We start from the raw sequence: 21,839 nt of genomic DNA on the forward strand, positions 1-21,839 counted from the left end.
AGAAAGTCAGGCGGTCGTGCGCGCGGCGGCGGGTACCGTGCTGCGCGCGGGGCCGCGGGTCAGGCGCCGCTCGAAGCCGTACCAGCTCACGGTGGCGTATACGAGCGTGATGGCCAGCGCGAGCGCGGCCGTGACGAAGCGGTTCAGGTGCAGCGGCCACAGCGCGTACAGCACGCTCAGGTGAATCAGGTAGACGGTGTAGCTGACGGTGCCGACGTACACGAGCAGCGGGTTCGTCAGCACGCGCTGCACGACGCCGCGTCCGCGCAGTGCGATCACGACGATCGACGTGCACAGCAGCAGCGAGATGCTGTAGAGCGCGGCGTTCGACAGCGGCGTGTTCGCGGCGCGGAAACGCGGGAACGACAGGTGCAGCCAGCCGAGGATCGCGAGCGACACGAGCGCGCCGACGATCGCGAGCGGATAGAACGGCTCCAGCGCGCGCCGGTCGCGGCGCAGCACGATCGCGAGCAGCGCGCCAGCGGCGAGCAGGTCCATCCGGAACGGCGTCAGGTAGTAGATCGGCCAGAACGAATCGAACCACGGCGTCGCGATCGCGCGCAGCACGGGCGCCGCGACGATCAGCGCGGCGGCGATCCACAGCAGCGCGCGCTCCGAACACCACAGCACGACGAACGGCCAGAAGATGTAGAACTGCTCCTCGACGGCGAGCGACCACAGCACGTTCAGGCTGTCGTGGCCGATGCTGCCGAGCGACAGCCCGATGTTGGTCGAGAAGAACGCGAACCACGGCCAGTGCGGCAGCCAGCTCGCGCCGAACAGCAGCGTCGACACGACCAGCAGCAACACGTACGGCGGCAGGATCCGGCGCACTCGGCGCGCGTAGAAGTGGCTGAAGTACGACTGTCCGCGCGCCTTGCGCTCGAGCAGGATGCCGGTGATCAGCAGGCCGCTCAGCACGAAGAACAGGTCGACGCCCATCCACAGCGGCGCCTTCAGCGCGTGTTGCAGGAACACGGCGCCGACGGCGATCGCGCGCAGCCCGTCGAGCTGCACGATGCGGCCGTGTTGCGGCGGGGCGAGGTCGGCGGTGCGCGAGATGCCCGTCATCGCGCCGCTCCTTCGCGACGCGCGGCCGATGCCGACGCGCGCCGCGTATTCGATGCGTGAACGTAATGCATGCGTTTAAAGGGAATATTGATTCGAAATCGATTCTAGGGAAAAGAAATCGGCAAAAAAACGCATGTCATTTATTCGGCTGAAAACATTCAAATGCCGGTCGTTTCAATCACGAGATGAAAGATTTGCAGGCCAGGGAGGCCGTCGGGCGGGCCGGAGCGGAATTTTCTACGGATCGTCGCGTGAAAGGCGGTCGTTATTTCCGCTTCGCCGGGGTTATTCCGGACGATTCCGGTTCAATATTTCAGGCGGAAACATCCCCAAATATTTCCAAATTTCTTGTGATTATTTTTGCTTGTAACCTGCATCGCGACGTTTGAAACCCATTTAGCGACAGGTCATCCAGGCACGCAGCACGCCGCGGGCGCCGGTCGCTTTTGCATCGAGTCTGGAGAGCGCATTGCGACGTCTGATTCTGGTTGGCATGACGGTATGCGCGGCGCTGTCCGCGAGCGCCGCACCGGCTGAAACCGTGTTGCCCGCGACCACGTCGTGGATCGGCAACACGTTCGGCTACGGCGACGGCAGCTGGACGCAGATCGACATTCGCGCGATCGCGGTGACGCCCGACGGCAAGGTGTATACGAACGCGCCGTGGGACGAGAGCGGCGCCGAGGCGAGCGTCTACCAGGACGGGAAGATGCTCGGCTTCGCCGGCGGCACGCATGGCTGGGGCAACCTCGGCGGCAACGCGGTCGCGGTGAACGGCAAGTATGCGTACGTCGCGATCGGCGTCGGCAACGAGCGCGGCCATCTGCAGTCGCCCGGCATCTGGCCGGACAAGGGCAAGCAGTGGTACGGCATTTCGCGGCGCACGATCGGCGACATGAAGCAGCCCGCGCCGTTCCGCGCGGCGCCGCAGGTCGCGCCCGGCGGGCGCGCCGATGCCGGCCGTGCGCGAATGGCCGCGAGCTTCATGGTGATGAACGAAGTGGCGGCACCCGCGCGTTCGGAGGTCGGTGAGCTGAAGGCGGAAGTGGGCGGCCTCGCGGCCGACGACAAGACGTTGTTCGCGACGAATCCTTCGCATGACGAAGTCGACGTGTACGACGCCGAAACGATGCAGAAGAAGGGCACGTGGAGTGCGCACGAGCCGGGCCGCATCGCGCTCGCCGGCGACGGCACGCTGTGGCTGCTCACCGATACGCTCAACGGGCCCGCGCACCTCGTGCACGTGCGCGCGGACGGCCGCAAGCTCGACGACGCGCCCGCGCTGCCCGAGCGGACCGATGCGGTGGACGTGGCGGTCGACGCGAAAGGGCGCGTGCTGGTCGCGGACAACGGCCCGCGCCAACAGGTGCTGATTTTCTCGAAAGGCGGCAACGGCTATGCGCCGTCCGGCACGCTCGGCGAGCGCGGCGGGATCTTCGCGGGCCCGGTGCCGGGCCGCCCCGGGCCGCAACGTTTCAACGGGCTGACGGGCGTGGGCGTCGATCGCGCGGGCAACGTGTACGTGTCGATGAACGGCATCGGGCCGCGCCACGACACGATCGGTGCGGGGCTCGGCGCGGTGCTCGAGAGCTACACGCCGGACGGCAAGCTGCGCTGGCAGGTGCAGGGGCTGCTGTTCGTCGACGGCGCGTGGCTCGATCCCGCACGGCCGAACAGCGTGTACACGGGCAACAAGCGCTTCGAGCTCGACCTGTCGAAGCCGCCCGGCCAGGACTGGAAATACGCCGGCTTCCTGTCGAACCGCTTCAAGTATCCGGACGATCCCGTGTTCCACACGGACCAGTACCCCGGCATGCCGTTCGCGCGGCGCGTCGACGGCCGCACGTTCCTGTACCTGACCGACATGTACGCCGATCACCTGAAGATCTACCGCTTCGACGCGAAGCGCGACGGCGAGGTCGCGATTCCGTCGGGCCTGATCGCGGGCCGTGCGCGGCCGGTCGACAAGGTGCCGAACAAGCCGCCGGGCGGCGACTGGATCTGGCGCGACGCGAACGGCAACGGCCGGCTCGACGAGGACGAGTTCACGACCAACACGACCGGCAAGGCGAAGGCGGGCGGCTGGGGCTGGTGGGTCGACACGAAGGGCGACATCTGGCGCACGAGCGACGTGCGCGGGATTCATCGCTTCGGCTACGGCGGCGTCGACAAGGCCGGCAACCCGATCTATTCGTACGACAAGGTCACGACCTATCCGATGCCGCAGCCGTTCACGCAGCTGCGCCGCGCGATCTACGAGCCGCAGACGGACACGCTGTACGTGACGGGCTACACGGCCGACGCGCCGCCGCAGCCCGGCATCAACAAGGAAGTCGGCCGCGTGCTGGTGCGCTTCGACAAGTGGTCGAGCGGCTCGCCGGTGGTGCGCTATACGGTCGCGCTGCCGTGGCAGCTCGACGCGAAGCCGATCCTCGACCTGATCGGGATCACGGTCGAGGGCCGCTACATCTTCACGGTGGAGCCGGTCGGGAAGATCCACGTGTACGACAAGGAAACCGGCAAGGAGGTCGGCGTGATGAGCCCGGGCGCCGAGGTCGGCAAGGCGTCGGGCTGGGTCGACGTGCCGTTCGGCATCAGCGCGTTCCGGCGCGAGAACGGCGAATACCTGGTGTTCGTCGAGGAAGACGCGCGCGGCAAGGTGCTGATGTATCGCTGGAAACCGTGACGGGCGGCGCACCGTCGTTGCCGTCGCCGTCACACAAGGCAGAAGCATGGACAAAGGCATACTCAAGAACGTTTCGATCAACTTCATCGGGCTGATCCTGCCGACCTTCGTGTCGCTGGTGACGGTGCCCGCGTATATCCACGCGCTGGGCGTCGAGCGCTACGGCGTCGTCAGCCTCGTGTGGACGCTGATCGGTTATTTCGGGATCCTCGATCTCGGGATGAGCATGGCCGCGCAGAACCACATCTCCAAGGCGCTCGCGAGCGGCGACGCCGACGAAAGCGCGCGCGTGTTCTGGAGCGCGTTCTGGCTGAATCTCGGCACCGGCATCGTCGGCGGGCTGCTGATCTATTTCGGCGCGTTCATCTACACCGAGTACTTCACGAAGGTGTCGGCGGCGATGCAGCACGAGGTGTATCTCGCGCTGCCGTGGCTCGCGCTCGCGATTCCGCTCGCGAACGTGTCGTGGGTGTTCGCCGGCGCGATCAACGGCGCCGAACGGTTCGGCGTATTCAACACGAACCAGACGATCGGCACGTTCCTGTTCCAGCTGCTGCCGCTCGGCGCCGCGTGGTGGATCGCGCCGAACCTGCAGACAGTGCTCGCCGCCGCGGTCGTCGCGCGGCTGATCGCGGCGGTGATGCTCGGTCACGCGAGCATCAAGGTGCTCGGGATCCGGCGCATCGACCCGCCGCAGTGGGGCACCGCGAAAGGGCTGTTCAACTTCGGCGGCTGGATGCTGATCGCGAGCATGGCGAGCATGATCGCCGACACGCTCGATCGCGTGATGCTCGGCGCCGGCATGGGCGCGAAGTTCGTCACCTACTACACGGTTCCGCAGAACCTCGTCACGCGGCTGAACATGCTGCCGAACGCGCTGGTGCGCACGCTGTTCCCGCGCCTGTCGGCGGTCGGCCGCGATCACGCCGACACGCTCGCGCGTCAGTCGCTCGAATTCCTGAACGGCGTGTTTACGCCGGTCGGCATCGTCGCGATCTTCGCGCTCGCGCCGTTCCTCACGCTGTGGGTCGGCGCCGATCTCGCCGCGCATTCGGCACCGGTCGGGCGCGTGCTGGTGATCAGCGTGTGGCTCGTCGGCCAGGCGAGCGTCACGCGGATCCTGATCCAGTCGCAGGTCAACCCGGCGCGCGCCGCGTTCGCCGGGCTCATCGAGATGCCGTTCTTCGTCGGCGGCCTGTGGTTCGGCATCCATCACTTCGGGCTGATCGGCGCGGCAGTGGTCGTCGCGACCCGCGCGCTGGTCGACTACGGCGTGCTGCTTTACCTGTCGGCGATCCGGATGCGCGCGATCCTGCTCGACATGCTCGCGCATCTCGCCTTCCTGCTCGCGAGCCTGTTTCTCGCGCAAGCGTGGTCGGGGCTCGGCGAGTCGATCGGCCTCTGCGCGGTCGTGCTGGCGCTGAACCTGGCGTGGTCGTTCACGATGACGCCGGCCTTGCGCGCGCTGGTGCGTGACTTGTTCGTCCGTCTCAATGCGAGGAAAACCGTATGAATCGCGATCTGGCGGAACACGCCATCCTGAACGTCGCCACGGCCGATGCCGCCGCGGCCGAAGCCGGCGACGCCGCTACGCTGCGCCGGGGCAAACCGGCCGGGCAGGCGAGCGCACGCGATGCGTCGCGCCCGCTGCGCGTGGCGATCGTCCACGACTGGCTCGTCACGTACGCCGGCGCCGAGCGCGTGCTCGAACAGATCGTCGCGTGCTTTCCCGACGCGGACCTGTTCAGCCTCGTCGATTTTCTCGACGACCGCGCGTTCGTGCGCGGCAAGCCGGTGACGACCTCGTTCATCCAGAAGCTGCCGTTCGCACGCACCAAGTACCGCAGCTACCTGCCGCTGATGCCGCTCGCGATCGAGCAGCTCGACGTGTCGGACTACGACCTCGTGATCTCCAGCAGCCACGCGGTCGCGAAGGGCGTGCTGACCGGGCCGGACCAGATGCACATCAGCTACGTGCATTCGCCGATCCGCTACGCGTGGGACCTGCAGCACCAGTATCTGGAACAGTCGAACCTGACGCACGGGCCGAAGTCGCTGCTCGCGCGGATGATCCTGCATTACATCCGCAACTGGGACACGCGCACCGCGAACGCGGTGGACGGCTTCGTCGCGAACTCCGCGTTCATCGCGCGCCGCATCCGCAAGGTGTATCACCGCGACGCGGCGGTGATCTTCCCGCCGGTCGACGTGGACGGCTTCTCGCTGAACGAGGTGAAGGACGATTTCTACCTGACCGCGTCGCGGATGGTGCCGTACAAGAAGATCGATCTGATCGTCGAAGCGTTCTCGCGCACGCCGGAGCGCAAGCTCGTCGTGATCGGCGACGGCCCGGAGATGCAGAAGATCCGCGCGAAGGCGGGCCCCAACGTCGAGATCATGGGCTACCAGCCGTTCGCGGTGCTGCACGACCGGATGCGCCGCGCGAAGGCGTTCGTGTTCGCGGCCGAGGAGGATTTCGGGATTTCGGTGGTCGAGGCGCAGGCGTGCGGCACGCCCGTGATCGCGTACGGCAAGGGCGGCGCGCTCGAGACCGTGCTCGAGCCGCGCTCGCACGCGCAGCCGACCGGGCTGTTCTTCGACGAACAGACGCCGCATGCGATCGTCGCGGCGGTCGACGATTTCGAGCGCGCACCGCAGCGCTTCACGGCGCACGCGTGCCGCGCGAATGCGGAGCGCTTTTCGGCCGACACCTTTCGGCGGCGCTTTCTCGATTACGTGGAGACGGCGCTGCCCGGCTCGACCGCGCAGCGCGGCACGGCCGTCGCGCCGATGCCGGCCGCGCGCGGCCCGGCGACGCTCGTGCTGGATCAGAGCGGCGTGCTCGGCGGTGCGGAGCTGTCGCTGCTGGAGATCATGAAGCACATGCGCGCGAACGCCGATGTGCTGCTGTTCGACGACGGCCCGTTCCGCGCGGCGCTCGACGAGATCGGCGCGCGCGTCGACGTGCTCGACCAGGGCGCGCTCGCCGGGGTGCGCAAGCAGGGCGGCGTGTCGGCCGGCGCGTTGAAGCAGCTGGTCGCGCTCGTGCGCGACGTCGCACGGCGCGCGCGCCGCGCCGAGGTGATCTACGCGAACACGCAGCGCGCGATGGTGGTCGCCGCGCTGGCCGGGCGGCTCGCGCGCAAGCCGGTGGTCTGGCACCTGCGCGACATCGTCAGCGGCGACCATTTCGGCAGCAAGCAGCTGATGGCGATCAAGTACTGCGCGCGGTTCGGCGTCACGCGCGTGATCGCGAACTCCGACGCGTCCGCGCAGGCATTTCGTGCGCTGACGGGCTTCACGCCGCAGCACGTCGACGTCGTGTTCAACGGCATTTCGGCCGAACCGTTCGACGCGCTGGACGATGCGAGCCAGGCCGCGCTGCGCGCGCGCTTCGGGCTGCCCGAGCACGCATGGCTGGTCGGCTCGTTCAGCCGCCTCGCGCACTGGAAGGGGCAGCACCTGCTGCTGGAGGCCGCGGCTCGCCATCCCGGCATGCACGTGGTACTGGTCGGCGCGCCGCTGTTCGGCGAGGACGAATACGCGGCGCAGCTGCACGAGATCGTCGCGCGTCACGGGATGGACGACCGTGTCCATTTCCTCGGCTTCCAGCGCGACGTGGCCGCGTGCATGAAGGCGGTCGACGTGGTCGCGCATACGTCGATCACGCCGGAGCCGTTCGGGCGCGTGATCGTCGAGGGCATGCTCGCGCGGCGGCCGGTGGTCGCGGCCCGCGCGGGCGGGGTCGTCGAGATCATCGAGGACGGCGAAAACGGGCTGCTCTGCGAGCCGGGCAACGCGGCCGCGCTGGCCGACGCGCTGGGCAGGCTGCAGCGCGACGCCGCGCTGCGCGAGCGGCTCGTCGTGAGCGGGCGGGCGACCGCGGTGCGCCGGTTCGGCACCGAAACCTATGTGGCGCGGGTCGAGAAGATCCTCGCGGATACCGCGAAGGCCGCGAAGGCGAAGAAGCGGTAGGTGGCGGCTTGCGGCGGCATGTGAAGCGTGTTGTCGTGAACCGGGCCCCCATGCGGTGATGCGCTGCATGGGGGCTTTGCGCTTTGGGCGGGGCCGAGCGCTGTCGCGCACCGGGCACGCCGCACGTGACGAATCCGTAATCTGCGCAAAGCCGAGCGATTGCGTGAGCGTGAGCGGCGGAATGCGGGGCCGGCCCGGGTCGCGGGATGCGGGCTGCAACGACGATGCACTCGGGCGGCGGAGCGATGCGTCGCAGCGGGCGTGAATCCGGCCGCCGCCCGGTTCGGAATCGCTGCGCGGGACGCCAGGAGCGGCGCCGTGCGGTCCTGCCGCGGATCGCGTGAGGGGTCGGGCGACGCGACCGCCGTGCAGCCGCCCAGGCGGCGCATGACGCCGCGGCTTGCGTACTTCGGTACGTCGTGCCCGCCGCGTCGCGACGCGCAAATGCATCCCCGCGCCATCCTGCCCGTAAAAAAGCCCTCGCCCAGCCTGACGCCGGGCGGGGGCCGCGAGCGCGCGAACGGCGCCGTTCAGGCGGCCCGTTCGGGGGCCGGTGCGACGACGCGGGCGGTGCGGGTCGGCTTCAGGCTGGCCGCCCACACCATCGCCGGGCGTTCGAACAGCCGGTAGAACACGTAGGCGACCGGAATCGCGGCGGCCATGAACGCGATCGACGGCCAGATCGACAGTTGCAGTTCGGAGTGGAACAGCACCGAGCCGAGGCAGACGAACAGCGGCAGATGGATCAGGTACAGCGAGTAGCTGAAGTCGCCGAACCAGCCGAGCACGCGCAGCAGCGGCGTCGGGCGCGGCGGGCAGGCGAGCGCGCGGTACAGGAAGCACGCGAAGCCGGCCGCCCACAGCTGGAACGCGCCGTACTGGCCGAAATGGAACGCGCCGCAGCCCGCGGCCAGCAGCACGGCCGCCGCGAGGTACCACGCGCGCGACGGCACGGCGGCCGTGCCGCGCACCGGCTGCGCGCGCACGTCGGCGATCCACGCGCCGACGGTCCAGGACAGCCAGTACGACGTGAAGAACTGCAGGTCGTGCCGTTCGAGCAGCCACGCCGACGCGACGTTGACGAGCGCGACGGCCGCCACGATGGCCGGCATGCCGATGCGCCGGCGCAGTGCGAACAGCAGCGGGTAGATGGCGTAGAACTGCACTTCGAGCGACAGCGTCCACAGCGCGCCGTTCGACCCGTACGTGTAGCCGGCGATGCCTTGCAGCGAGAACAGGTTCACGAGGAACGCGGTGATGCCGACGTCGCGGATCTTGTGGCTGACCGGCGCGATCTGCAGGCTGACCGCGTCCATCGCGAGCGTGAACAGCAGCGCGGCGAGCAGCACCGGGTAGATGCGCGCGAAGCGGCGCGCCCAGAAGTTCGGCGCGTCGAGCCGGTACGCGGGGTTGGCCGCGAGCTTGAGCGCTGCATTGCGGTGGATGCAGTAGCCGCTGATCACGAAGAAGATCGGCACGCCGGCGGAGCCCCATGCGAACGGGAAGGTCAGGTAGCCGGCGATCGCGCTCGGGTTCAGCGCATGACCGTAAGCGTGATGGAAGCTCTGCATGCCGACCCAGACGACCTGGCGGCAGTGGAAATAGGCGACGAGCAGCGCCGCGAACCCGCGCATCGCGTCGATCACGTGTTCCTTGTGGTCGGCGACGGGCGGCGCAGCCAAAGACGATCCGCTGAAAGCTTGCATGCGATTCGATTCCTTGCGACGGATGAAGGGGATGGTCCAATCGTAATGCGCAAGAATTCGCTCGAATGAATAAAAAAATCGCGCCGGGAAATAGTGGTATTTCAGATGGTGGTGTTATTCCGGTCTGAAAGCGGTTTCGCCGACGCCACAATTATTTGCCGATTTTTTTCTGATAGTTTGAAGCTCCAGTTGATTGATGCAAGGAGCGGCAAGATGGACATGCATTGGATCGCGAGCGCGGCAGTACTGCTGGTCATGGCCGTGCTGTCGGCGTACCGCGAGGCGCTGAAGAACGAGCCGATTCGCCCGGGTCTCGAGCGGGGCGGCGTCCCGTATATCGAGGAATTCGAATCGTAAGAATTTGTATCCGGAAAATCGGTAATTTGTTTCTGTATCGGCGCCGGGTTCGGCAATATCGACCGGATGCGCAGATTATCTCTTTTCCGGAAACATGGGCAATCGGTCCATATCGAAAATGAGCGGAGTGGAATTGGCCGTGCCGCCGGTTCTCGATATGCCGTTCGGAAAACAATCGCGCCGGGTCGTCCAGCGACGCGGCGCAGTCAACGCAATCAGGATGCGAACATGTTGAAAGTCACCAAGGCCGTGTTCCCCGTCGCCGGTCTCGGCACGCGGTTCCTCCCGGCAACGAAGGCGAGCCCGAAGGAAATGCTGCCCGTCGTCGACAAGCCGCTGATCCAGTACGCGGTCGAGGAAGCGATCAACGCCGGTATCACCGAGATGATCTTCGTGACCGGGCGCAGCAAGCGCGCGATCGAGGATCACTTCGACAAGTCGTACGAGATCGAGGCCGAACTCGAGGCGCGCGGCAAGGAAAAGCTGCTCGAACTCGTGCGCGGCATCAAGCCGAGCCACGTGAACTGCTTCTACGTGCGCCAGCCGGAAGCACTCGGCCTCGGCCATGCGGTGCTGTGCGCGGAGAAGCTCGTGCACGGCGAGCCGTTCGCGGTGATTCTCGCCGACGACCTGCTGCATGGCGAACAGCCGGTGCTCAAGCAGCTCGTCGACGTGTTCGACCACTATCACAGCTCGGTGATCGGGGTCGAGACGATTCCGCGCGAGGACAGCCGCTCGTACGGCGTCATCGAAGGCCGCGAGTGGGAAGAGGACATCATCAAGCTGTCGGGCATCATCGAGAAGCCGGCGCCGGAAGACGCGCCGTCGAACCTCGGCGTGGTCGGCCGCTACGTGTTCATGCCGACGATCTTCGATCACCTGCGCAAGCTCAAGCCGGGCGCGGGCGGCGAACTGCAGCTCACCGACGCCGTCCAGTCGCTGCTCGCGAACGAACAGGTGCTCGCGTATCGCTACTACGGCACGCGTTTCGATTGCGGCAGCAAGATCGGCTACCTCAAGGCGACCGTCGAACTCGCGCTCCAGCATCCGGAAGTGAGCCGCGAATTCGAGGCGTACCTGCGTACCTGCCTGCCCGCGCTGGCTGCTGTCGCATAAGCAGCCGCGCTGCTCCGCTGTTTCAGGTGGTGGTTGTTCCGTTGGCCCCGGCGGCCTTGTGCGCCGGGGCTTTTTTGCGTGCATTCGCCGCGCAGGCGTGGGGCGGCGGCTGATCGGCGGTGCTGAATCCGGGCTGCGTCGAACGGGTGCGTGCGCGACGATTCCGGTGCGCCGCTCAGCGCGGCGACGTGCCCGGCCGTGCGACGAAGTACCGGGCCAGCATCGCGGCGATCGGCTTCTTGAAGTCGAGCAGGCGTTTTTCCAGATAGCGCCACGACAGATGCGCGAGCAGCACGGCGAGTGCGAACTGCAGCAGTTCCGGCAGCACGTCCCGGGCGATTGCGGGCATCGGCACGCGCGCGAACAGCGTGGGCATCTCGCCGAGACGTGCCGGAATCAGGTTGTGGAACAGGTAGAAGCCGTAGCTGATCGTGCCGAGATAGACGAGCGGCGCCCAGTCGAGCAGTGCCACGGCCGGGTGGTCGGGTTCGGTGACGATCCACAGCATCAGCGCGCCGAGCGACGCGGACAGGCCGAGATCCGTAAGCCCCGTGACGACGTCCGGCAGCGTCGTGAGCGCGGGCAGCGCGAGGAAAAGCGCGACGCCGGCGGCGCCGAGCCAGCCGGGCGGAATGAGGCGGACGACGTCCTCGCCGCGATCGGCGAGAGCCATTGCGCCGACGCCGCCCAGCGCGATCAGCGCGAAATTCCACGGGGAAAACGCGTAGATCAGCACCGGCGATGCGTCGACCGCGTAGAGCGCGAGATGCGCGAGCGCGCACAGCGCGACGGCCGCGACGCCGAGCGTGACGTGGCGCGCGGCCGGCACCGCGAGCAGCGTGAGCGGCGCGATCAGATAGAACTGCTGCTCGACCGCGAGGCTCCAGAAGTGCGACGTGGAGCCTGGCCAGCCGTCCTTGACGACGCCGATCCAGTAGTTCGACAGGAACGTGGCGTGCCACGCGAGCCCGAGATTGACGCCGCGCTGGTAGAACAGCGCGTGCGCGATCGCGAGCGCGGCGAGCAGCAGGTAGTAGACGGGAAAGATCCGCAGCGCGCGCTTCGCGAGGAATAGCGCCAGCGCATGGCGGCGCGTCATCGTGCCGCTCTCGATTGCCTGACGGTTGCGATGCAGTTCGCCGACGATCAGGAATCCGCTGATGAAGAAGAACGTCCACACACCGAGCTTGCCCACGTCGACAGCGAGGACGTGGCCCTTGTGGGACAGGAAAACGAGGATGACGGCGAGGGCTCGCAGGCCGTCGAGTCCTTTGACGTATCTGACTTCGCGCATGAAGGCATCCGGGGCACTGAGCGAGGTCAGTATAGGCGCGCAAATATCGAACGTAATTCGCGTTCGGACGCGTTTCGACGTATACGTGAAGGCGTTTTTCGTTGCTCGAGCGTCGGCGAAGTCGGTCGCGCGCAACAAAACCTGCGGGAAACCCCGCGAAAACGCATAAAAGTACTGCACGAAGCGTCACGGCGCTTGTAGAATCCGGCGTTGAAGCGCGCGCGTTGCACGCTTCGTGTATCCAACGACCACACCTGGTAGGAGAAACATGGCGACTTCCGCAAAAAAGGTGGCCAAGAAGGCTGCCGCACCGGCCACCAAGAAAGTGGCTGCCAAAAAGGCTGCGCCCGCGAAGAAAGTAGTGGCCAAGAAAGCTGTCGCGAAGGCAGCACCGGCCGCTCCGACGCCGCTGAAGGACAAGTTCACGAAGGCATCGCTCGCAACGCACATCGCTGAGCGTGCAGCTGTCGAAGTGAAGGCGGTCAAGGCAGTGCTCGTCGCGCTCGAGAACGTCGTGCTGGGCTCGGTCCACAAGAAGGGCGCAGGCGAGTTCACGCTGCCGGGTCTGCTGAAGATCACGGCGCAAGTCGTGCCGGCGAAGAAGAAGCGCTTCGGCAAGGATCCGTTCACGGGCGAAGAGCGCTGGTTCCCGGCAAAGCCGGCCAGCGTGCGCGTGAAGGCACGTGCGCTGAAGAAGCTGAAGGACGCGGCTGCGTAATGCCGCGTAACGGTCGCCGATTGCAGGTCGGCGGCCGTTGCGATGTCCGACGATCCCCGTACGCGAAAGCGTACGGGGATTTTTATTGCGCCGCGCAAATCGAGCGGCCGCGTCGGCATCGCACAGCGCGGATACGGCATGACGTGATGCGCATCCGGTGTCGCGGGCCGCTTGCGCGGATGGCCGGATCGTCGTGTTCGTGCCGGCGCGCGGTCTTGTATCGCTGCGCATTGCGCGTGTGTCGCGCGAGTCTCGCGTGATGAACGCAGCGATCGTTCCCGTCGGGATCGCCGACCAGGCGACTGCCGCGTGTGCGGCGATCGAGCGCCATCCCGGCGCGATGCCGCAGGCGATGCATCCGTTCGGATTCGGCTCGGCGTGCGACGGCGGGCCGACACCGCGCAGCGACATCGACCTGCTGGTCACGGTCGGCGCGTTCGCGCGCTACGCGCGACGGATCGTCGAAGCGATGCTGTCGACGTAGCGGCTCGCGAGCATGCCGCCGCCCGCGATTGCGTCGCGGCGCGATGCAATCCGGTGGACGACCGCGGTCGTGCGCGAACCGCGCGCGCTGCACATGCGTGCTGCTGCCCGCGCGAAGGGCACGCAGCGTCCGTGACTTCGTCAGCCCGCCGTGCCGGCGTATGCGGCCTTCAGCGCGGCGACGTCGAACTTCGTCATCTGCATCATGGCAGCGGCCACGCGCGCCGCCTTGACCTCGTCGCGGTCGGCCATCATCGGAATCAATGCGTCGGGCACGATCTGCCACGAGACGCCGAAGCGGTCACGCAGCCAGCCGCAGCCGTCGGCCGTGCCGCCGTTGTCGAGCAGCGCGCTCCAGTAGCGGTCGAGTTCCGCCTGGTCGGCGCAACTGATCATCAGCGAGATCGCATGGTTGAACGTCTCGGTGCGCGGGTGGCTCATCGCGATGAACGGCTGCCCGAACAGCTCGAACTCGACCATCCGGGTGCCGCTGGTGCCGGCGACCGCCGTGACGCGCACGACGCGCGAGTCCGGGAAAATGCCCGCATAGAAGGCCGCGGCTTCTTCGGCTTCCGTCGCGTACCAGAGGAACGGCGTGATCTTCTGAATCGTCATGGAGCGTCTCCTGTCGGGGGTGTCGGTGAGGAACGGGGCAATCTGCGTGCCGCCATCGATACGACGGACGAAGGCCGTCGAAATCGACACGTCGAAGCATAGTGCTTCGCGTCGCGGTATCGAAATCGGCAGGGTGGACACACATGCGTCCGTTGCGACGCCGGATCCTCCAGGCGCGCGTCAGCAGGAATATGGGAGCGCGGTGGCAGCCAGGGCGGCATGCGCCTGACCGGCCGTATGCCACGGTCCGACCGTGCAGGGTATCCGGATGCCTCCGGACACGCTTCCGGCGCGCGACAGATGGCCCAGACGCCGCTCCCGGCCGGTCGCCGTACCCACGGTGCCGCCCCCGGTCGCGGCTCGCCACGGCGGCGCCGGCAACGGACGAAAAAAAACCAGCCACGGCCGAAACCGGTGACTGGTTTTGCAGTTCGGCGGCACGGCGTCGGAGACGCCATGCACACCGGAAACGTACTTCTTAGAACTTGTGGCGAATGCCGAGTGCGACCAGTTCGGCCGAGCTCTTGCCAGCGAAGCCGTACGAAGCGATCGACGCTTGCGCGCTTTGCGTCGTCGTCGCGTCCACGCGCTGGGTGCCGCTCGCGTGCTGGTATGCGCCGACCAGGTAGATGTCCGTGCGCTTCGACAGCGAGTAGTCCGCGCCGATACCGACCTGGTGGTACTTCGCGTCCGTATCGCCGCTCGCCTTCGTGTACGAGTAGCCGAGGCCCAGCAGCAGCGGCGGCGTGACCTGGTACGTCACGAACGCGCGGCCCGTGTTGTACTTTTCGGTCGAGCCGAAGCCCGAGAATGCGTCCGGCTTGTACTGTGCGTTGCTGTAGCCGAGGCCGAACGTCACCGGGCCGAGTGCGTACTGGCCTGCGACTTGTGCGATCGCGATCGACTTCGCCGTTGCGTAACCCGAGTTGATCGGGCCGTCGATGATGTTGTCCGAGGTCGTCGAACCCCAGCCGCCGCGTGCAATCGCCGTCGTCGGCGACGGGTTGGCTGCGTAGAAGTAGCCTGCTGCAACGCCGACCGGGCCGTTGTTGTAGGCAGCTGCGACCGACCACGTCTGGCCTGCGCCCGTCTTGCCTGCAACGCCGCCGAGGGCGTACATGCCTTCGACCTGGAAGCCTGCCCAGACCGGCGACGTGTACTTGATTGCGTTGCTGACGCGCAGCGAGTTGTCGTTGTTGTCGACGTCGCCCGGCGTTGCCATCACGCTGCCGAAGTAGTTGTCAGCCGTGACTGCCTGGACCAGGTCGACCAGCGGGTCGTACTGGCGGCCGAGCGTCAGCGTACCGTACTGGGCGCTCTCGAGGCCGACGTATGCCTGACGACCGAACATGCGACCGCCCTGGTTCAGGTGGCCCGTGCCCGGATCAAAACCGTTTTCCAACTGGAAGATCGCCTTCAGGCCACCGCCGAGGTCTTCAGCACCTTTCAGGCCCCAACGGCTGCCTTGCAGGTTGCCCGACAGCATTTGCCACGAGTTGTTGGCTTGGCCGTCGTTGCCGTGGACCCATGCGATCGACGTATCGATCACGCCGTACAGCGTCACGCTCGACTGAGCGTGAGCAGCGCCAGCGGCGCCCAGCAGGGCGAGCGAGAGGGTCGAGAGTGCGAGTTTCTTCATCGTTGAGTATCTCCACGCAAATGATTCGTCATTCATTATTTGTTGCGGATTGGAGAATAGCTCAGTGCCATACCTGCAAGAAAGCTTAAAAAATAAAGTGTCTCGAAAAGGTAACAGCGAGAAAAAGTCTATATATATCAAGCACATCAAGGACTGTTCCTCTTTTTGAAATAGTTGACAATTGCTGCGCCGCGATTGTTGCAGCGGTTGGTGCGTTCGGCGGCGGAGGGGCGGGTTTGGCCGGTTGGCGCACGGAAATTGACGCGTGCAAACGTTTGCTGTTGCTGGCTGCATCGCGCGCTGATGCAAAGAGCGCATCAACGCGCGGCGGCCGGGTGGGTTGCGCAAGCGAAGGCAGTCGCGTAGGGCGACGATGCGGCGCGCGCGACGCGCGGCCGCGCGGAAAAAATACGTGGGGATTCAGTTGCCGCCTGAGCGATCGGCGGTGCGATCCGTCGGCGCGGCCGCAGCCGGGACGTTGCCGTTGCGGCGATGCGCATCGCCGCGCGCGGCCGCGAATTCCGCGCCGAGCAGCAGCACGGCCGCCGAGAAGTACAGCCACATCAGCAGGACCGCGAACGATCCGGCCGCGCCGAACGCACTGGCCGTGCCCGCGTGCGCGAGATACAGCGCGAACAGCTTCTTGCCGCCGGAGAACAGGATCGCGGACACGATCCCGCCGATCGTCGCGTCGTGCCATGCGACGCGCGCATCGGGCAGGAACTTCATCAGCGCGGCGAACGCGCCCGCGAGCACCGCGATGCCGACGAAGAACTGCAACAGGTTGGTGATCGCGACATACGGTGAATCGCCGAGCAGCCAGGTGCCGATGAACGTGATCGCGGTATCGAGCACGAGCGACACGATCAGCAGGAACGCGACGCCGAGCACGAGCCCGAACGAAATGAGCCGCACGCGCACGAGCCCGAGCATGCTCGACCAGCGGCTTTCCGTACTCGGCCAGATCACGGAAAGCGCGGTGTTCAGCGACGCGAACGTCGCCGACGCGCCGATCGCGAGCGCGGCGAACGAGATCAGCGTCGCGATGCCGCCGCGCTGGCCCGCGCGATGCGCGTTCTGCACGATCGTCTGGATGCTGGCCGCCGCATCGTCGCCGATCAACTGGTGGGCCTGCTCGAACACCTGGCCGCGTGCGGCATCGTCGCCGTAGAACCAGCCGGCCACGGCGATCACCATCACGAGCGTCGGCGCGAGCGAGAACGCCGAGAAGAACGCGATGCTCGCGGCCATCGCCGAGCAGCGGTCGGAGGAGAAGCGCCTGAACGCGTTGAGTGCCCAGTTGGCCTGTTGTTGCGCGAGGCGGGTCGCCTCGGACGTGATCTGTCGTTTCATGACGGTTCGGTTGTGCGTTGAACGCAGGACATCGGTGGATCGGCAAATCGGTATTGATCCGACGAATCGATCATAGTTGCCTGAACTGTCTATAATTCCTTTCAGTTTCACCCCACCCCACAAAAACGCCGAGACCATCATGCTACAAATGTCCCGGCGCCAGTTCCTGAAGGTGACGGCCACGTCGCTTGCCGGATCGAGTCTTGCCCTGCTGGGCTTTTCTCCGACGGAAGCGCTCGCCGAGGTCCGACAGTACAAGCTGGCGCGCACAGTCGAAACGCGCAACACCTGTCCTTATTGTTCAGTGGGTTGCGGCATCCTGATGTACAGCCTCGGTGACGGCGCGAAGAATGCGCAGCCGAGCATCATCCATATCGAAGGCGATCCCGACCATCCCGTCAATCGCGGCACGCTGTGCCCGAAGGGTGCGAGCCTGATCGATTTCATCCACAGCCCGAACCGCCTGACGCACCCCGAGTATCGTGCGCCCGGCTCGGACAAGTGGGAACCCATCTCTTGGAACGACGCGCTCGACCGGATCGCGAAGCTGATGAAGGCCGACCGCGACGCGAACTTCGTCGAGACGGCGGAAGACGGCGCGAAGGTCAACCGCTGGCTGACCACCGGCATGCTGGCCGCATCGGCGGGCAGCAACGAAGTCGGTTATCTCACGCACAAGACCATCCGCAGTCTCGGGATGCTCGCATTCGACAATCAGGCGCGTGTCTGACATGGCCCGACGGTGGCAGGTCTTGCCCCGACGTTTGGCCGTGGAGCGATGACGAACCATTGGGTCGACATCAAGAACGCGGACGTGATTCTCGTGATGGGCGGCAATGCAGCCGAGGCCCATCCGTGCGGTTTCAAGTGGGTGACGGAGGCGAAGGCGCACCGCAAGGCGCGGCTGATCGTCGTCGACCCGCGCTTCACGCGTACGGCCTCGGTGGCCGACTACTACGCGCCGATCCGCACCGGCACCGACATCGTCTTCCTGGGCGGTGTGATCAACTATCTGCTGACGAACGACAAGATCCAGCATGAGTACGTGAAGAACTACACGGACTTCTCGTTCATCGTGCGCGAGGATTTCGCGTTCAACGACGGCATCTATTCCGGCTACGACGCCGAGAAGCACGCGTATCCGGACAAATCGAGCTGGGACTACGAGCGGGGCGACGACGGCTTCGCGAAGGTCGACCCGACGCTGCAGCATCCGCGCTGCGTCTACAACCTGCTGAAGCAGCACTACGCGCGCTATACGCCGGACATGGTCCAGCAGACCTGCGGCACGCCGAAGGAGAAATTCCTGAAGGTGTGCGAGATGCTCGCGACGACGGCCGTGCCAGGCCGCGCCGGCACGATCCTGTACGCGCTCGGCTGGACGCACCATTCGGTCGGCGCGCAGATGATCCGCACCGGCGCGATGGTGCAGCTGCTGCTCGGCAACATCGGCATCGCCGGCGGCGGGATGAACGCGCTGCGTGGCCACTCGAACATCCAGGGCTTGACCGACCTCGGGCTGATGTCGAACCTGCTGCCGGGCTACATGACGCTGCCGATGCAGGCCGAGCAGGATTTCGACGGCTACATCAAGAAGCGCGTGCAGCTGCCGCTGCGGCCGAACCAGCTGAGCTACTGGAAGAACTACAAGGCGTTCCACGTCAGCTTCATGAAGTCGTGGTGGGGCGATGCCGCGACCGCCGAGAACAACTGGGCCTACGACTACCTGCCGAAGCTCGACAAGCAGTACGACCTGCTGCAGGCGATCGAGCTGATGAATGCCGGCAAGATGAACGGCTACATCTGCCAGGGCTTCAACCCGCTCGCGGCGGCGCCGTCGAAGGTGAAGACGGCGGCCGGCCTCGCGAAGCTGAAGTGGCTCGTGATCATGGATCCGCTCGCGACCGAGACGTCCGAGTTCTGGAAGCATCACGGCGACTACAACGACGTCGATGCGTCGAAGATCCAGACCGAGGTGTTCCGGCTGCCGACCACGTGCTTCGCGGAGGAAAACGGCTCGCTCGTCAGTTCGAGCCGCGTGCTGCAATGGCACTGGAAGGGCGCGGAGCCGCCGGGCGAGGCGAAGAGCGACCTCGAGATCATGGCGGGGCTGTTCCTGCGCATGCGCAAGATGTACCAGACGGACGGCGGCAAGTATCCGGACCCGATCGTGAACCTGACCTGGCCGTACGCGAACCCGGAAAGCCCGACGCCCGAAGAGCTCGCGATGGAGTTCAACGGCCGTGCGCTCGCCGACCTGCCCGACCCGAAGGATCCGGCCAAGACGCTCGTGAAGAAGGGCGAGCAGCTCGCCGCGTTCGCGCAGCTGAAGGACGACGGCACGACCGCGAGCGGCTGCTGGATCTTCTGCGGCGCCTGGACGCAGGCCGGCAACCAGATGGGGCGGCGCGACAACTCGGACCCGACCGGCATCGGCCAGACGCTGAACTGGGCGTGGGCCTGGCCGGCCAACCGGCGGATCCTGTACAACCGCGCATCGTGCGACGTCGCCGGCAAGCCGTTCGACCCGACCCGCAAGCTGATCGGCTGGAACGGCAGCGCGTGGAAGGGCCCCGACATTCCGGACTTCAAGGCGGACGAACCGCCCGAGAACGGGATGGGGCCGTTCATCATGAACCCGGAAGGCGTCGCGCGCTTCTTCGCCCGCGCGGGGATGAACGAAGGTCCGTTTCCCGAGCACTACGAGCCGTTCGAGACGCCGCTCGCGGCGAACCCGCTGCACCCTGACAACCCGCAGGCGCTGAACAACCCGGCTGCCCGCGTGTTCCCGGACGACCGCGCGTCGTTCGGCAAGGCATCGGAGTTCCCGCACGTCGCGACGACGTACCGGCTGACCGAGCATTTCCACTACTGGACCAAGCATGCGCGGCTGAACTCGATCATCCAGCCCGAGCAATTCGTCGAGATCGGCGAAGACCTCGCGAAGGAAGTCGGCGTCGCGCACGGCGATCGCGTGAAGGTGTCGTCCAAGCGCGGCTACATCGTCGCGGTCGCGCTCGTCACGAAGCGGATCAAGCCGCTGACGATCGAGGGCAAGAAGGTCCAGACGGTCGGCGTCCCGTTGCACTGGGGCTTCAAGGGTCTGACGAAGCCCGGCTATCTCGCCAATACCCTGACTCCGTCCGTAGGCGACGGCAACTCGTACACACCGGAATTCAAGTCGTTCCTGGTGAAGGTCGAAAAGGCGTAAGGGGGAAGAGATGGCATTGCAATCGCTGGATATCAAGCGCGTCTCGGCCACCACGACGCCGCCGCCCACGGCGCGCGAACCGGTGACCGGGAGCGTCGCGAAGCTGATCGACGTATCGAAGTGCATCGGCTGCAAGGCATGCCAGACGGCATGCATGGAGTGGAACGACCTGCGCGACGAAGTCGGCACCAACGTCGGCGTGTACGACAACCCGGCCGACCTGTCGGAGCACTCGTGGACGGTGATGCGGTTCGCCGAATACGAGAACCCGGCGGGCGACCTCGAGTGGCTGATCCGCAAGGACGGCTGCATGCACTGCGAGGATCCGGGCTGCCTGAAGGCGTGTCCGTCGCCGGGCGCGATCGTGCAGTACAACAACGGGATCGTCGATTTCCACGAGGAGAACTGCATCGGTTGCGGCTATTGCGTGACCGGCTGCCCGTTCAACGTGCCGCGGATCTCGAAGAAGGATCATCGCGCGTACAAGTGCACGCTCTGTTCCGACCGCGTCGCGGTCGGCCAGGAACCGGCCTGCGTGAAGACCTGCCCGACCGGCGCGATCGTGTTCGGCACCAAGGAGGACATGAAGCAGCACGCGGCCGAGCGGATCGAGGACCTGAAGGAGCGCGGCTTCGAGCATGCGGGGCTGTACGACCCGCAGGGCGTCGGCGGCACGCACGTGATGTACGTGCTGCACCACGCCGACAAACCGTCGCTGTACCACGGGCTGCCCGACAATCCGTCGATCAGCCCGATGGTGAAGCTGTGGAAGGGCATCGCGAAGCCGCTCGCGGTCGCCGGCCTCGCGCTGACCGCGCTGGCCGGGTTCTTCCACTACACCCGGGTCGGTCCGAACGAGGTCAGCGAGGAAGAGGAAGCCGCCGCCCGCGACGAGGCGCGACGCATCAAGGAGGACGCAAAATGAAGCACGACGACCCCAACCTGATCGTCCGCTACACGCCGAACGAGCGCACGAACCACTGGATCACCGCGATCACGTTCGTGCTGCTCGCGCTGTCCGGGCTCGCGCTGTTCCATCCGTCGATGTTCTGGCTCACCGCGCTGTTCGGCGGCGGCCAGTGGACGCGGATCCTGCATCCGTTCGTCGGTCTCGTGATGTTCGTGTCGTTCGCGATTCTCGTGGTGCGCTTCTGGCATCACAACACGCTCGACGCGGACGACCGCCAATGGCTGAAGCAGATCGGCGACGTGCTGACCAACCAGGAAGACAGGCTGCCGCCCGTCGGGCGCTATAACGCCGGACAGAAGCTGCTATTCTTCACGTTGGTGGCGTGCCTGCTGCTGCTCCTGCTGTCGGGGATCGTGATCTGGCGGCGCTACTTCTCGTTCTACTTCCCGATCGGGGTGATCCGCGCGGCCGCCGTCGTGCATGCCGTGGCGGCCTTCGTGCTGATCGCGAGCATCATCGTGCACATTTACGCGGCGTTGTGGGTGAAGGGCTCGATCGGGGCGATGGTGCGCGGCACCGTCACGCTGGGCTGGGCCCGCAAGCATCACCCGAAGTGGTTCCGTGAAAGCGTGAAATAACGCACTGGAGCGGGGCGGCTCGCCGATCGCGGCGGGCCGTTCCGTCAGCCGTCGGAATCGCCTGAAG

17 protein-coding genes are annotated in these 21,839 nt (G+C 66.2%); 11 read left to right on the forward strand and 6 right to left on the reverse strand.

Annotated elements, in window-relative coordinates:
• Nucleotides 1-6: 6 nt before the first annotated feature.
• On the reverse strand, nucleotides 7-1,071 hold the full coding sequence (locus DIE04_RS18040; RefSeq protein WP_124521352.1) for an acyltransferase: 1,065 nt from the start codon (nucleotides 1,069-1,071) through the stop codon (nucleotides 7-9).
• 185 nt (nucleotides 1,072-1,256) lie between these two features.
• On the opposite strand from DIE04_RS18040, the gene DIE04_RS18045 reads away from it, so the two are divergent.
• The 4 genes from DIE04_RS18045 to DIE04_RS18060 all read left to right on the forward strand — a co-directional run bounded on the left by DIE04_RS18045 (nucleotide 1,257) and on the right by DIE04_RS18060 (nucleotide 7,732).
• The gene (locus DIE04_RS18045) at nucleotides 1,257-1,460 is read left to right on the forward strand and encodes a hypothetical protein (protein WP_124486382.1); all 204 of its coding nucleotides are present in this window, start codon (nucleotides 1,257-1,259) and stop codon (nucleotides 1,458-1,460) included.
• A gap of 104 nt (nucleotides 1,461-1,564) precedes the next feature.
• The gene (locus tag DIE04_RS18050) at nucleotides 1,565-3,757 is read left to right on the forward strand and encodes a hypothetical protein (protein ID WP_185500374.1); all 2,193 of its coding nucleotides are present in this window, start codon (nucleotides 1,565-1,567) and stop codon (nucleotides 3,755-3,757) included.
• 46 nt (nucleotides 3,758-3,803) lie between these two features.
• Nucleotides 3,804-5,270, forward strand: coding sequence for a flippase (locus DIE04_RS18055; protein ID WP_124521356.1), 1,467 nt, complete (start codon nucleotides 3,804-3,806; stop codon nucleotides 5,268-5,270).
• A complete protein-coding gene (locus DIE04_RS18060; RefSeq protein WP_124486379.1) occupies nucleotides 5,267-7,732 on the forward strand; it encodes a glycosyltransferase family 4 protein in 2,466 nt (821 codons plus the stop codon). Before DIE04_RS18055 ends, DIE04_RS18060 begins: the two co-directional genes overlap by 4 nt.
• 530 nt (nucleotides 7,733-8,262) lie before the next feature.
• Here the strand turns inward: DIE04_RS18060 and DIE04_RS18065 are convergent.
• Nucleotides 8,263-9,438, reverse strand: a complete 1,176-nt coding sequence (locus DIE04_RS18065) for an acyltransferase (RefSeq protein ID WP_124521358.1) — start codon at nucleotides 9,436-9,438, stop codon at nucleotides 8,263-8,265.
• Between the two features lie 213 nt (nucleotides 9,439-9,651).
• Between DIE04_RS18065 and DIE04_RS29790 the strand changes: the two genes are divergently transcribed.
• Nucleotides 9,652-9,795 carry a hypothetical protein gene (locus DIE04_RS29790; RefSeq protein ID WP_006479318.1) on the forward strand — a complete coding sequence of 48 codons (144 nt, stop codon included), beginning with the start codon at nucleotides 9,652-9,654 and terminating at the stop codon, nucleotides 9,793-9,795.
• 228 nt (nucleotides 9,796-10,023) lie between these two features.
• Entirely contained in the window at nucleotides 10,024-10,911 is an 888-nt protein-coding gene (gene galU / locus DIE04_RS18070; RefSeq protein WP_124486375.1) for a UTP--glucose-1-phosphate uridylyltransferase GalU, read from the forward strand.
• A gap of 175 nt (nucleotides 10,912-11,086) precedes the next feature.
• Here the strand turns inward: galU and DIE04_RS18075 are convergent, their stop codons facing one another.
• A complete protein-coding gene (locus DIE04_RS18075) occupies nucleotides 11,087-12,205 on the reverse strand; it encodes an acyltransferase (protein ID WP_124521361.1) in 1,119 nt (372 codons plus the stop codon).
• Nucleotides 12,206-12,473: 268 nt separating this feature from the next.
• On the opposite strand from DIE04_RS18075, the gene DIE04_RS18085 reads away from it, so the two are divergent.
• Together DIE04_RS18085 and DIE04_RS18090 are read left to right on the forward strand one after the other, a co-directional pair.
• Entirely contained in the window at nucleotides 12,474-12,923 is a 450-nt protein-coding gene (locus DIE04_RS18085) for an HU family DNA-binding protein (RefSeq protein ID WP_011548077.1), read from the forward strand.
• A 259-nt stretch (nucleotides 12,924-13,182) separates the two neighbouring features.
• Nucleotides 13,183-13,407, forward strand: coding sequence for a hypothetical protein (locus tag DIE04_RS18090; RefSeq protein ID WP_260426287.1), 225 nt, complete (start codon nucleotides 13,183-13,185; stop codon nucleotides 13,405-13,407).
• 140 nt (nucleotides 13,408-13,547) lie between these two features.
• On the opposite strand, the gene DIE04_RS18095 is transcribed toward DIE04_RS18090, so the two are convergent.
• The 3 genes from DIE04_RS18095 to DIE04_RS18105 all read right to left on the reverse strand — a co-directional run bounded on the left by DIE04_RS18095 (nucleotide 13,548) and on the right by DIE04_RS18105 (nucleotide 17,013).
• A complete protein-coding gene (locus DIE04_RS18095; RefSeq protein ID WP_124521363.1) occupies nucleotides 13,548-14,021 on the reverse strand; it encodes a VOC family protein in 474 nt (157 codons plus the stop codon).
• Nucleotides 14,022-14,499: 478 nt separating this feature from the next.
• Nucleotides 14,500-15,660 carry a porin gene (locus DIE04_RS18100; protein WP_124486373.1) on the reverse strand — a complete coding sequence of 387 codons (1,161 nt, stop codon included), beginning with the start codon at nucleotides 15,658-15,660 and terminating at the stop codon, nucleotides 14,500-14,502.
• A 420-nt stretch (nucleotides 15,661-16,080) separates the two neighbouring features.
• Complete coding sequence (locus DIE04_RS18105; RefSeq protein WP_124521365.1) at nucleotides 16,081-17,013, reverse strand: YihY/virulence factor BrkB family protein; 933 nt, start codon at nucleotides 17,011-17,013, stop codon at nucleotides 16,081-16,083.
• A 139-nt stretch (nucleotides 17,014-17,152) separates the two neighbouring features.
• Here DIE04_RS18105 and fdnG point away from each other — a divergent pair, with 139 nt between their 5' ends.
• Genes fdnG through DIE04_RS18125 form a run of 3 tightly spaced genes read left to right on the forward strand, consistent with a single transcriptional unit; the run spans nucleotide 17,153 to nucleotide 21,772 of the window.
• Nucleotides 17,153-20,224 carry a formate dehydrogenase-N subunit alpha gene (gene fdnG, locus DIE04_RS18115; protein WP_148091652.1) on the forward strand — a complete coding sequence of 1,024 codons (3,072 nt, stop codon included), beginning with the start codon at nucleotides 17,153-17,155 and terminating at the stop codon, nucleotides 20,222-20,224.
• Between the two features lie 10 nt (nucleotides 20,225-20,234).
• Nucleotides 20,235-21,149: a formate dehydrogenase subunit beta gene (gene fdxH / locus DIE04_RS18120; RefSeq protein ID WP_124521371.1), complete on the forward strand. Its 915-nt coding sequence runs from the start codon at nucleotides 20,235-20,237 to the stop codon at nucleotides 21,147-21,149.
• Nucleotides 21,146-21,772, forward strand: a complete 627-nt coding sequence (locus tag DIE04_RS18125; protein WP_124486369.1) for a formate dehydrogenase subunit gamma — start codon at nucleotides 21,146-21,148, stop codon at nucleotides 21,770-21,772. The genes fdxH and DIE04_RS18125 overlap by 4 nt, the downstream gene beginning before the upstream one ends.
• The last annotated feature ends 67 nt before the right edge of the window (nucleotides 21,773-21,839 follow it).

This window comes from Burkholderia sp. Bp8994 (assembly GCF_003853805.1).
In the GTDB taxonomy this organism is placed as follows: Bacteria; Pseudomonadota; Gammaproteobacteria; order Burkholderiales; family Burkholderiaceae; genus Burkholderia.

Coding starts and splice junctions, on each gene's coding strand:
- DIE04_RS18065 (WP_124521358.1), bottom strand. CDS start 9,438: ATGCAAGCTTTCAGCGGATCGTCTTTGGCTGCGCCGCCCGTCGCCGAC.
- DIE04_RS18040 (WP_124521352.1), bottom strand. CDS start 1,071: ATGACGGGCATCTCGCGCACCGCCGACCTCGCCCCGCCGCAACACGGC.
- galU (WP_124486375.1), top strand. CDS start 10,024: ATGTTGAAAGTCACCAAGGCCGTGTTCCCCGTCGCCGGTCTCGGCACG.
- fdxH (WP_124521371.1), top strand. CDS start 20,235: ATGGCATTGCAATCGCTGGATATCAAGCGCGTCTCGGCCACCACGACG.
- DIE04_RS18055 (WP_124521356.1), top strand. CDS start 3,804: ATGGACAAAGGCATACTCAAGAACGTTTCGATCAACTTCATCGGGCTG.
- DIE04_RS18085 (WP_011548077.1), top strand. CDS start 12,474: ATGGCGACTTCCGCAAAAAAGGTGGCCAAGAAGGCTGCCGCACCGGCC.
- DIE04_RS18060 (WP_124486379.1), top strand. CDS start 5,267: ATGAATCGCGATCTGGCGGAACACGCCATCCTGAACGTCGCCACGGCC.
- DIE04_RS18050 (WP_185500374.1), top strand. CDS start 1,565: ATGACGGTATGCGCGGCGCTGTCCGCGAGCGCCGCACCGGCTGAAACC.
- DIE04_RS29790 (WP_006479318.1), top strand. CDS start 9,652: ATGGACATGCATTGGATCGCGAGCGCGGCAGTACTGCTGGTCATGGCC.
- DIE04_RS18090 (WP_260426287.1), top strand. CDS start 13,183: ATGAACGCAGCGATCGTTCCCGTCGGGATCGCCGACCAGGCGACTGCC.
- DIE04_RS18045 (WP_124486382.1), top strand. CDS start 1,257: ATGAAAGATTTGCAGGCCAGGGAGGCCGTCGGGCGGGCCGGAGCGGAA.
- DIE04_RS18095 (WP_124521363.1), bottom strand. CDS start 14,021: ATGACGATTCAGAAGATCACGCCGTTCCTCTGGTACGCGACGGAAGCC.
- DIE04_RS18100 (WP_124486373.1), bottom strand. CDS start 15,660: ATGAAGAAACTCGCACTCTCGACCCTCTCGCTCGCCCTGCTGGGCGCC.
- DIE04_RS18125 (WP_124486369.1), top strand. CDS start 21,146: ATGAAGCACGACGACCCCAACCTGATCGTCCGCTACACGCCGAACGAG.
- DIE04_RS18105 (WP_124521365.1), bottom strand. CDS start 17,013: ATGAAACGACAGATCACGTCCGAGGCGACCCGCCTCGCGCAACAACAG.
- DIE04_RS18075 (WP_124521361.1), bottom strand. CDS start 12,205: ATGCGCGAAGTCAGATACGTCAAAGGACTCGACGGCCTGCGAGCCCTC.